Below are 12,600 nucleotides of genomic sequence, written 5' to 3'. Positions count from 1 at the left end.
AGTCTTCGATGATGGAACCGAGCGCTCGTCTCGCACTGCTCTCTGCCACGCGGCTGGCCGACGTGCGCCGGCGAACCGGTGACCACTCCGACCGGACCATCGCCGAAGCGTGCGCCATCGGGCTGTCGTACTGGGCGACGGGCCGAAGTCCCGAGGGCATCGACCTCACCCCCGGCACCCTGTTCACCGAGATCCTCGGCTGGGTCGACAACGGCGGTGACGGCCCCGGCAGCCGGGAGGCCGACGGGGGCGGCCGCAGCATCACGGTCCCCGAAGGAGTCACCCCCGCCGACGCACAACTCGCGCTGGACGACCTCGCCGACTTCCCGGACCGGCCCATCGGCACCATCGGCCCGGCCGGTCCGGCGGCACGGCTCGCAGCGCTCGCCGCATGGAACGACACCCACGCCGACCGGGTCCGCCCGACCATCGTCGAGATGTTCCGGGAACAGGCGCGCACCAGGCCCGACGCGGTCGCCGTCGTCGACGAGCACCGCACCCTGACCTACCGCCAGGCCGCCGAGCGGTCGGCCCAGTTGGCCCACCGGCTGATCGAACGCGGACTCACCTCCGAACAGGTCGTCGGCATCTCGCTGGGCCGCTCCGCCGACATGGTGATCGGGCTGCTCGGCGTACTCCAGGCGGGCTGCGCCTTCGTGCCGCTCGACCCGCAGTGGCCCGCCGCACGCCGAGCCGTCGTCATCGAGGACGCCCGGGTCGTCGTACAGCTCAACGCCTCGGGCGAGCACGACCCGGACGAACCGGACGCCCTGGCCGTCGACCTCGGCGACTGGCGGTACGGCAGCCACCCCACCGAGGCCCCCGCCGTCACCGTCCCCGGCGCCGCCCTGGCCTACGTCATCTTCACGTCCGGCTCGACCGGCCGGCCCAAGGGGGCGATGATCCGCCACGAGGCGATCAGCGAACGCCTGCTGTGGCAGGTCGACGAGATCCTGCACTTCGGCCACGACGACGCGTCCCTGTTCAAGGCGCCGCTGTCCTTCGACATCTCCATCAACGAGATCTTCCTGCCGCTGGTGTCCGGCGCCAGACTCGTGGTCCTGCGGCCCGGCGGCGAACGGGACCCGCACCATCTGCTGAGCGTCATCGCCGAGCAGCGCGTCACCTTCACCTACCTCGTGTCCTCCATGCTGGACGTGCTCCTGGAGATCGCGGGCGACTCCGGCAGCCTCGACAGCCTGCGGCACGTGTGGTGCGGCGGCGAGGTCCTGACCCCGGAGCTGTACGAGCGTTTCCGCACCAAGCTCGACATCCCCATGTACCACGGCTACGGCCCGGCCGAGACGACCATCGGTGTCTCGCACGTCATCTACCGGGGTGCCGCGGAGCGCCTGTCGACCTCGATCGGCAAGGCCAACCCCAACACCCAGCTGTACGTCCTGGACGACGAGCTGCGCCCCGTCCCGGTCGGGGTCGGCGGCGAACTGTACGTGGGCGGATTCCTCCTGGGACGCGGGTATGTCAACGCGCCCGGCCTGACGGCCTCCCGGTTCGTGGCCAACCCCTTCGCGAACGACGGGTCCCGCCTCTACCGGACCGGCGACCTGGCACGGTTCGCCCCCGACGGAACGCTGGACTTCCTCGGCCGCGCCGACAACCAGATCAAGATCCGCGGTATGCGGCTGGAGATCGAGGACGTCGAGGTCGGCCTCGCGGAACACCCCGGAGTACGCCACACCTGCGTCGTCGCCAGGAAGAACACCGCCGGCGGCACCTACCTGATCGGGTACGTCATCCCGGCCGCCGGACGCGAGGACCTGCGGGCGGACGAGGTCAGGGCCTGGGCCGCCGCGCACATGGTCGAGTACATGGTGCCCGCCCACATCGTCGTGATGACCGAGTTCCCGCTCACCGCGAACGGCAAGCTCGACCGGAACGCGCTGCCGGAGCCCGTCACCGGCACCGGCTCGGTCGTTCCGCCCGCCACCGAGAACGAACGCCTGGTGTGCGCGGCCGTCGCCCAGGTGCTGCGACTGGACGAGGTCGGTGTCGACCAGGACATCTTCCAGCTCGGCGCGGACAGTATCCTGGCGATCTCCCTGCTGAGCGCGCTGCGCGAGGCGGGCCTCTACGTCACGGCACGGCAGATCTTCACCCACAGCGTTGTCGGAGCCCTGGCGGCGGTGGCCGGCCGTGAGGACAACTCGCGGGTGGACCACGGTGACGTCCCGACCGGGTCCGTCATCGGATCGCCCATCGTGCAGTGGCTCGGCGAGACCACCGACGCGATCGACGGTTTCGTGCAGTCGGTGGTGCTGAACACGCCCGCCGACCTGACCGCCGACGCCCTCGACGAGATCCTCGGCGCCGTGGTCGCACGGCACGACATGCTCCGCGCCCGGCTGGTCCGCGGCGACCGCTGGAGCTTCGACATCCCGGAGCCCGGCGGTGCCGTGCGGGCCTGGCAGGAGAGCGACCGGCCGCTCGACGACTGCGTCACGCTCGCCACCGACGGTCTCGACCCGGCGGGCGGCGCGATGCTGCGTGCCGTCTGGCGCCGCGAGGCACACCAGCTCGTCCTGGCCGCCCACCACGTGGTGATCGACGGCGTGTCCTGGCGGATCCTGATGGAGGACCTGGCCACGGCCTGGCGGCAGCTCGCCTCGGGCGCGCCGATCGAGCTGCCCCCGGTGGGCACCTCCTTCCGGCGCTGGACGCAACTGCTGGAGCGCACGGCGTTCGACACGGATCGCGCCTACTTCCAGCGCCCCCTGCCGGGAGCGGACGGGCCGGTGGGCAGGCGCCCGCTGTCCGCGGCCGACACCGTCGCCCGGGAGCGGCTGCGGACCGTCTCCGTCGGCGCCGAGACCACGGCCGCGCTGCTGGGCGAGATACCCGCGAAATTCCACGCGGGCGTCAACGACGTACTGCTCACCGCGCTCGCCGTCACCCTCGCCCGGTGGCGCCGCGATCTGGGACAGGACCAGACGTTCGCGCACATCGAACTCGAGGGCCACGGCCGCGAAGGACGGTTCGTCGCGGACGCCGCCGGCTTCGAACCCGACCTCTCCCGGACGGTGGGCTGGTTCACCACCCTGTTCCCGGTGACCGTGGACCCCGGCGCCGCGCCCGACCTCACCGCCCCCGACTACCTGGCCGGCGCCCTCAAGGCGGTCAAGGAAGACCTCGCCCAGGTGCCCGGCAACGGCCTCTCCTACGGCGCCCTGCGCCACCTGGCCGGCACCCGGTTCGACACCCCCGCACCGCAGGTGCTGTTCAACTACCTGGGCCGCTTCGACGCCGGCGCCTCCGGCGACTGGCAACTCACCGGCACCACCGGTCAGTTGGGCGAGAGGCGCGACCCGAGGATGCGCCTGCCGCGCGCCCTGGAGTTCAACGCGATCGCCGAACCCGCCTCCAGCGGCGCCTACGAACTGGTCACCACCGTCTCCTGGCCCGACGGCCTGTTCACCGACGAGGACATCACGACCCTCGGCGACTACTTCCGCGAGGCCCTGACCGGACTGGCCGCACTGGACGGGGGCGGCCACTCGCCCAGCGACTTCCCCCTGGTGCCGCTCACCCAGACCGATGTCGACGCCCTGGACGGTCCGGCGCTGCGGGACGTCCTGCCGCTGACCCCGTTGCAGGAAGGCCTCTACTTCCACTCGGTCTTCGACGACGACTCCGCGGGCGCCTACGTCGAGCAGCAACTGCTCACCCTGGACGGCGAGGTGGACGCCGACCGGCTCGCGGCGGCGGCCACCCGGCTGCTCGCCCTGTACCCGAACCTGGCCGCACGGTTCGTGGCCCTCGCCGACGGCCGCGTGGTCTCCGTCCTGGAGAGCGGCGTGGAAGCGCCCTTCACCACGCTGGACCGACCCGGCATCACCGACGCCGAGATCCGCGACCACGCCGAGCGGGACCGCCGCGCCGGGTTCGACCTGGCCACCGGCCCGTTGATGCGGTACACGCTCATCCGCGCCGGCTCCGGCCGCACCGTCCTCGTGCAGACCGTGCACCACATCATCGCCGACGGCTGGTCGGTGCCGCCGATGCTCCGCGCGCTGCTCACCGAGTACCACGCCCCGGGCACCGTGCATCCGCTCGGCGGCTTCGCCGACTACGTGCGCCGGCTCGCCGGACGCGACGACGACGAGAGCGACCGGGTGTGGCGCGAGCAGCTCGCCGACCTGCCCGGCCCCTCACTGGTCGCCGAGGGGCACACCCCCTCCGACCGGTTCGCCGACACGGCGGTGGAGCCGACGGAGGACATCGACGCGGCGGCCCGGTCGGCCGGAGTGCCGCTGAGCGTGGCCGTGCACAGCGCCTGGGCGGTCACGCTGGGCGGCATCCTGCACGGCAACGACGTGGTGTTCGGTTCCACCGTGTCCGGGCGCGACATGGATGTGCCCGGCATCGAGGACATGGTGGGCCTGTTCATCAACACGATCCCGGTGCGCGCCCGTTGGGGCGCCGCCACCACGGCGGGGGACCTGCTCGCCTCGGTGCGGGAACACCAGAGCGCGGTCCTGGCGCACCAGCACGTCTCCCTGGCCAGGATCGGCCGCCGGACCGGTACCGGCACCCTCTTCGACACCCTGGTCGTCTTCGACGTGGCGACCGACGTGGACGCTCTGCGCCGTCCCGGCGACACGCTGGCCATCACCGACATCGTCAACGAGGGGGCCCCGCACTACCCGTTGACCCTGGTCGTGGAGCGCACCCCCGAGGGCCGCCCGCGCTTCAGTCTGATCTACGACGGCGAGCTGCTGCGGGAGGCGAGCGCCCAGGCGCTCCTGAGCACGTTCACCCGGACCCTCACCGGCCTGCTCACCCGGCCGGACGCCCCGGTCGACGAGCCGGCGCCCGCCGCGCGGCCCGCACCGGTCACCCCCGTGACGCTGGGCGGCCTGTTCGACGCGGCCGCGCACCGCGCCCCGGCCGCCACCGCCGTCACCCAGTGCGGTCTCGACGGCGGAAGCCGCTCCCTGACCTACGGCGAACTCGCGCGGTCGAAGGACGAGTTGGCGTCCGCTCTGCGCGCGGCCGGGGTCGGGCCCGGCAAGCGGGTCGCCGTCGCCGTGCCGCGCTCCCTCGAACAGGTCGTCGCCCTGGTCGCGATCGTCAGCGCGGGCGGCGCGTACGTGCCGCTGGACCTCGCCTACCCGGACGAACGGCTGGAGTACATCCTCGCCGACGCCACCCCGCAGGCCGTCCTGGTGGACCGCGAACAGCGGGACCGGTTCACGCGACTGCTGGCGGGCGCGGGGGTTTCGGCCCGTGTACTGGTGCAGGGGGACGAACTGCCGTCGGACACCGGCGAGGCGGGGGCGGAGGTCACCTGGCACGACCCCGCCTACGTGATCTACACGTCCGGCTCGACCGGCAGGCCCAAAGGCGTCGTCGTCCCGCACTCCAGCGTGGTGACGCTGCTCGCCAACACCCGGCCCGACATGGGCTTCGGCCCCGACGACGTGTGGGTCCAGTTCCACTCCTTCTCCTTCGACTTCGCGGTCTGGGAGCTGTGGGGCGCGCTGGCGCACGGCGGTGAGCTGCTGGTGCCGGAGTACGGACTGACCCGCTCCCCGGTCGACTTCCACCGGCTGGTCCGCGAGCGCGGAGTGACCGTGCTCAACCAGACCCCGTCGGCCTTCTACCAGTTCATCGAGGCCGACCGGCTCGCCGCCGAACCGGTCACCGCACTGCGCCGGATCATCTTCGGCGGCGAGGCGCTGGACCTCGGGCGGCTGCGCGGCTGGGTCGACCGGCACGGCACCGGCTCGCCCGAACTGGTCAACATGTACGGCATCACCGAGACCACCGTCCATGTCACCCACCGGGTGCTCACCGACGCGGACTTCGACCTCGGCGCCGACGTCAGCCCGATCGGCGGCCCGATCCCCGGCCTGGTGACCCATCTTCTCGACGACCGGCTCCGTCCGGTGCCGCCGGGCCGCGTGGGCGCCATCTACGTCGCCGGTGACCAGGTATCGCTCGGCTACCTGGGCAGGCCGGGGCTCACCGCCGGCCGGTTCGTGGCGAACCCGTTCGCGGGCGACGGCTCCCGCATGTACCACACGGGCGACCTCGCCCGCCGTACGCTCGACGGCGAGCTGGAGTTCGCGGGGCGCGCCGACGACCAGGTCCAGCTCAAGGGATTCCGGATCGAGTTGGGCGAGGTGGAGTCCGCGGTCAGGGAACTGGACGGTGTGGTCGACGTGGCCGTCACCGTGGCGGACAGCGCCGACCACCTCGTGGCGCACGTCGTGGGCCGGGTGCCCGGCGACTTCGCGGGCCTGCTGTCCGCGAAACTGCCCGTCCACATGGTGCCGGGCCGGGTGCTGCCGATCGGCGCCCTGCCGCTCACGGTCAACGGCAAGCTGGACCGCAAGGCCCTCACCGAGCGCGCCGCGCGTGACGAGACCCCGGCGGTGATGAGTGGCGCGGTGGGTGACTCCGCACTCGCCGCGCTCGTCGGCATCTTCGCCGAGACGCTGTCCGACGCGGCCGTGGACGGTGACACCGACTTCTTCCGGGCCGGGGGCGACAGCATCGTCGCCATCACCGTGATCAACCGGGCCAGGTCGCTCGGCCTGCCGATCGCACCACGGGACGTGTTCCTGTTCCGGACGCCCCGCGCCCTCGCCGAACACCTGCGGACCCGCACACCGCACACCCCGCCCACCGCCGCGTCCGCACCCGCCCGCCGCGAGGACGGCCCCCTGACACCGACGCCGATCATCCTGCGCCAGCGGGAACTCGGCGGATCGCTCGCCCGGTTCGCGCAGGCCAGGACACTGGTGGCACCGGAGGGCACCGGTCTCGCCGACGTCGAGCGCGCCGCGAACGCCGTCGTGGCCGCGCACCCCCTCCTCCGGCTGCGGTTGCGCGTCGAGCACGGGGTGTGGGCGCTGTGCACCGAATCCGACCGCGAGGTCACCGTCGTCCGGGCGGACGCGACCGACCCGACGCCCGTGGCCGACGAGGCCGCGGGACGGCTCGACCCCGAGGCCGGGGACGTCGTCGCGTTCTCGTGGCTGGAGGCGAGCCGGACCCTGGTGGTCACCGTGCACCACCTCGCCGTCGACTCGGTGTCCTGGCTGATCCTGCTGGACGACCTGGCCGCCGCCCTGCGCGGAGAATCCCTGGCGCCACCGACCACGTCCTACGCCGAGTACGCCGAAGCCCTGGCGGCCCGTTCCGCCCAGGACACCGACGACCTCGGGCACTGGATCACGACACTCCGGGCACCCGCGTTGCTGCCCGCCGTCGACGGCCTGCGCGAGACCACGGTCACGCTCGCGCCCGAGGTGAGCGACCGCCTGACGCGTACCGCGCCCGCCGCACTCGGCGTCGGCCTCACCGAGCTGCTGTGCGGCGCGCTGCGTACCGCGCTGACCCGCATCCAGCCGTCGCCCACCGACCTCGCGATCGAGCTGGAGCGGCACGGCCGGGTCCCGGCGCTGGAACACCACGACTACACCCGCACGGTCGGCTGGTTCACCTCCATCGCCCCCGTACGGCTCACCGCGCACACCGACCCTGTCGCGGCGGCGCGCGAGGTCGCCGAACGCCAGCCGGACGAGCACGCGCACGTCACCTACGGCCTGCTCAGGTACCTCAACCCGCAGACGGTCCCGCTGCTGACCGCCCGCCCCCAGGTGCTGTTCAACTACCTCGGCCGGGGCAGCGAGTCCCAGGCCCCGCACCTCACAGGCGGCGACCAGGGCAGCCCGTACGCCGTCGAGGTCAACGCCTGGGCCGACGCGGCCACCGGAAGCCTGCACGCGGCCTTCACCCTCGCCGAGGGCGTCCCCGACGAGATCACCGAGCACTGGCGGAGCGCGCTGCAACGCGTCGTGGACGCCTCCACGACGGCCGAGCGCACCGCACCGGTCACCCCGCTCCAGCGGGGCCTGTTCTTCCAGGCCCAGATGGCCGGTTCGGCCGGACACTACGTCGCGCAGAGCTGGTTCACCTTCGACCGGCGCCTGGACACCGACGCGCTGGCCCGCGCGATGGCGTACGTGATCGCACGGCACCCGGTCGTCGGCGCCGGCTTCACCACCGACGACGACGGAAACCCGGTCCAGACTCTCAGCGCGGGGCGCCGAGTGCCCGTACACTCCGTCGAGTTGTCGACGGAGGCGGAGGCCGAGGAGCTGCGCGTCCGGGACCGGGACACCGGGTTCGACCCGGGGGAGCCGCCGCTGATCCGGCTGACCGTGGTGCGGCTGCCCGACGACCGTGACGGGCTGCTGCTGAGCTACCACCTGCTGCTGTGGGACGGGTGGTCGCGCGAGATCGTGCTGCGGGACCTCTTCGACGCCTACGAGGCGGTCGTCGCGGGCGAGCCGCCGGCCGCGGTCCCGGCCACGCCGGGCTTCGAGGACCACGCCCGGACGCTCGCCGCCAAGGACCCCGCCGTATCGGAACGCTTCTGGGCCGGCCACCTCGCCGGGCTGTCCGGCCCGACGCTGCTCGCCGGACCGGCGCCGGCCCTCCCGGACGATCTGCCGCGCGCACTCGTGCACACGCTGTCCGCCGAACAGTCGGACCTGCTGCGGGAAGCGGCCAAGGTGCACGGCGTCACGCTGAACTCGGTGCTGACCGGCGCGTTCGGTCTCCTCCTCGGAGCCCACACGGGCCGCGGCGACGCCGTGTTCGGCGTGACCGTCTCCGGCCGGGAGGGCGAAGGGCTGTCCGACATCGTCGGCGTGCTGCTCAACACGGTGCCCATGTGGACGCGGGCACGCCCGGACGACAGCGTCCGCGACTACCTGACGGCCGTACAGGCGGCCAGGGTCGCAGCGATGGAGCACGAGCACCTCGGACTCGGCGAGATCCAGCGGGCGAGCGGGCACGACACCCTGTTCGACAACCTGTTCGTGCTCCAGAACTTCCTCGACATGGACGCGTTCGCCGAGATGAACACCCGGCACGGCATCACCTCGGTGAAGGCGGACGACTCCACCCACTACCCGTTCACCTGGGTCGTCACGCCCGGCGACCGACTCACCGTCAAGCTGGAGCACCGCGACGACGACACCGCGAACGCACGCCGTCTCCTCGACGACTACGTGCGCGTGCTCGAAGACCTGGCACGGTCGACCGGGCCGGTCGGCGCGCTGCGGGGGGTGGGGCCGCGGCCCGCGCGGGGCGCACGCACGGACGTCGGCACGGACACCGTCGTCGACCGGTTCGACCGCGCGGCGGACCGCGACCCGCGGCGCGTCGCGCTCGTCGCCGACGGCTCGACGATGACCTTCGCCCGACTGCGGGACCGCAGCCGCGCGGTGGCGGGCGTACTCGCCCGGCGCGGCATCGGCCCCGAGACGACCGTGGGCCTGGCGATCCCACGCTCCCTCGACTCGATCGTGGCGCTGTTCGCCGTATTGCGCGTCGGCGCCGCCTACGTGCCGCTGGAGCTGGACCACCCGGACGAGCGGATCGCCGCGATCGTCGCGGACGCCCGCCCTGACGTGATCCTCACCGTGAGCGCCGTGTCGCCCCGGCTGACCGGTGACCTCATCGAGTTGGACCGCCCGCTGCCCGAGGCCGAACCGTTCGTGACGTTCGCACCGGACGACCCGAACCGCCTGCGGCATCCCGCGTACACCATCTACACCTCCGGGTCGACGGGCAAGCCCAAGGGTGTGGTCACCGAGTACGCCGGACTCACCAACATGCTGATCAACCATCAGCGGCGCATCTTCGAGCCGGTGCTGGCCGAGCACGACCACCGCGTCTTCCGGATCGCGCACACCGTGTCGTTCGCGTTCGACATGTCGTGGGAGGAGCTGCTGTGGCTCGCCGACGGCCACGAGGTGCACATCTGCGACGAGGAACTGCGCCGTGACGCGCCCCGCTTGGTCGAGTACTGCCTGGAACACGGGATCGACGTCATCAACGTGACCCCGACGTACGCGCAACAGCTCGTCGCCGAGGGCCTGTTGGACAATCCGGCACGGCGGCCGGCGCTGGTGCTGCTCGGCGGCGAGGCCGTCACACCCACGTTGTGGCAGCGGCTCGCCGAGACCGAGGGGACGGCCGGCTACAACCTGTACGGGCCCACCGAGTACACCATCAACACCCTCGGCGTCGGCACCTTCGAGTGCCAGGACCCGGTGGTGGGCGTGGCCATCGACAACACCGACGTGTACGTGCTCGACCCGTGGCTGCGGCCCCTGCCGGACGGAGTCCCCGGCGAGCTGTACGTGTCGGGCATCGGCATCGCGCGCGGCTATCTCGGGCAGCCCGCCCAGACCGCGCACCGCTTCGTGGCCGACCCCTTCGGTGCGCCCGGCGAGCGCATGTACCGCACCGGGGACCTGGTGATCCGCCGGCCCGACGGGAACCTGATGTACCTGGGCCGCACCGACCAGCAGGTCAAGATCCGCGGCCACCGGGTGGAACTCGGCGAGGTCGAGGCCGCGTTCGCGGCCCACCCGGCGGTGCGGTTCACCGCCGCGGTCGCCCAGCCCGACCCGCAGGTCGACGGCGCCCACCGGCTGGCCGCCTACCTCGTCCTCGACGGCTCCGACCTCGCGGCGGTCGCCACCCAAGTGGGCGCCGCACTCCCGGACTTCCTGCGCCCGACGCACTACGCCCAGGTCGACAGCATCCCGCTGACGGTGAACGGGAAGGCCGACACCAAGGCGCTGCCCGAGGCCAGGCCGCTGGGCGCGCTGACCACCGCGGTGGAGCGCGGACCGGAGACCGGGACCGAGACCGTGGTCTGCGAGTTCTTCGCCGAAGCACTGGACCTGGACGACGACGAGGTGAGCGCGGTGAGCGACTTCGTGTCCCTCGGAGGGCACTCCATGCTGGCGGTGCGGCTGATCGGGCTGCTCCGCCGCGAGTACGGTCCTGTGATCACCATCCGTGATCTGTTCACCCTGCGCACCCCGGAAGCGATTGCACGCCACCTCGATGACAACTCCTGACACACAGCGGCCCCGCCCGGGGTCCGACATCCTCCGGACGGCCCTGCGCCGCAACATCGGCGCCATGGCCTGGGGCACCCTCCTCATGGGCCTCTACCAGGCCGGTGAGACCGCCTTCCCCATCGCGCTCGGCCTGATCGTCGAACACGCGCTGCGCGACCGGAGCCTCGGCGCGCTGGCCCTGTCGATCGCCTCGCTCGCCGTGATCATCACGACCGTGTCGCTGTCCTGGCGGTTCGGGATGCGCGTCCTGCAGAAGGCCAACACGACGGAGGCACACCGCTGGCGGGTGCGGGTCGCGGAGTGCGGCCTCCAGCCGGTCGCCCGCGACGTCGACCTCAAGTCCGGCGAGGTGCTGACCATCGCCACCGAGGACGCCGACCAGACCGCCGACATCATCGAGGTGGTGCCGCTGCTGATCAGCTCGCTCGTCGCGGTGCTCGTCGCCGCGGTCGCGCTGGGCCTGGCCGACGTACGGCTGGGGCTGCTGGTGATCGTGGGAACCGTCGCGATCCTGTCGACCCTGAGCATCCTGTCCAAGCGGATCGGCGCCAGCACCCAGGAACAGCAGGCCCGGGTGGCGCGGGCGGGCGCCAAGGTCGCCGACCTCATCATCGGCCTGCGTCCGCTGCACGGCTTCGGCGGCAACCACGCCGCGTTCCGCTCCTACCGGAAGGTCAGCACGGAGGCCAAGCACCAGGCGATCACCGTCGCCAAGGTGAACGGCGTCTACGCCGGAACCGCGCTGGCCCTCAACGCGGTCCTCGCCGCCGCGGTGACCCTGACGGCCGGCTGGCTGGCCTTCGACGGTCAGATCACCATCGGCGAACTCGTCATGGCCGTGGGCCTCGCGCAGTTCATCATGGAACCGCTCAAGCTGTTCTCGGAGATGCCCAAGTACGTCATGATCGCGCGCGCGTCGGCCGAGCGGATGGCGCTCGTGCTGACCGCGCCCCCGGTCACGACCCCCGGACCGCGGCGACCCGCCGCGGGCGGAGGCCTCGAGATCGACTGTGTCCGGCACGGCACCCTGCGCAGGCTCAAACTCCACGTCGCCGCAGGCGAGTTCGTGGCCATCGCCGCCTACCAGCCCCGCGCGGCGGCCGACCTCGCGGCGATCCTCGCCGGCAACGTCCCGCCCCACGCGTACGAGGGAGTGGTGCGGGTCGGCGGGGAGGAACTGGCGGACCTCTCGATCGAGGCGGTCCGCGAGCACCTGCTGGTGAACCCCTACGACGGCGAGATCTTCGCGGGGACCCTGCGCACGAACATCGACCCGTCGGGCACCAGCCGGTCGGTCCCCGAGGCCGTCGAGGCGTCCATGCTGACCGACGTCGTCGCCCTCCACCGCGAAGGACTCGACTACGCTGTCCGGGACCGCGGCGCGAACCTTTCCGGAGGGCAGCGCCAACGGCTCTCGCTGGCCCGCGCCCTGGCCGCCGACACCGACATCCTCGTCCTGCACGACCCGACGACGGCCGTGGACGCGGTCACCGAACAGCTCATCGCGCGCAACGTCGCGAAGCTGCGCCGGGGCCGCACCACCGTCGTCATCACCAGCAGCCCGGCCCTCCTGGACGCCGCCGACCGCGTCCTCGTCCTCGACGAGGGCGTCATCACCGCCGAGGACACCCACCGCAACCTCCTGGCGACGGACGAGACCTACTGCGCGGCGGTGGCGCGGTGACCT

2 protein-coding genes are annotated in these 12,600 nt (G+C 72.4%); both read left to right on the top strand.

What is annotated here, in order from left to right; genetic code table 11:
- The first annotated feature begins 8 nt into the window (after positions 1-8).
- Entirely contained in the window at positions 9-10,910 is a 10,902-nt protein-coding gene (locus tag ACFWJX_RS17120; protein WP_383243169.1) for an amino acid adenylation domain-containing protein, read from the top strand.
- Complete coding sequence (locus ACFWJX_RS17115) at positions 10,897-12,597, top strand: ABC transporter ATP-binding protein (protein ID WP_383243167.1); 1,701 nt, start codon at positions 10,897-10,899, stop codon at positions 12,595-12,597. Before ACFWJX_RS17120 ends, ACFWJX_RS17115 begins: the two co-directional genes overlap by 14 nt.
- The last annotated feature ends 3 nt before the right edge of the window (positions 12,598-12,600 follow it).

Source organism: Streptomyces sp. NPDC058335 (assembly GCF_042723915.1).
Lineage (GTDB): Bacteria > Actinomycetota > Actinomycetes > Streptomycetales > Streptomycetaceae > Streptomyces.
This window is presented reverse-complemented; position numbering and strand designations above follow the sequence as displayed.

Bases quoted from the DNA above. Each gene is read 5' to 3' on its own strand.
- ACFWJX_RS17120 (WP_383243169.1), top strand. From the start codon at position 9: ATGATGGAACCGAGCGCTCGTCTCGCACTGCTCTCTGCCACGCGGCTG.
- ACFWJX_RS17115 (WP_383243167.1), top strand. From the start codon at position 10,897: ATGACAACTCCTGACACACAGCGGCCCCGCCCGGGGTCCGACATCCTC.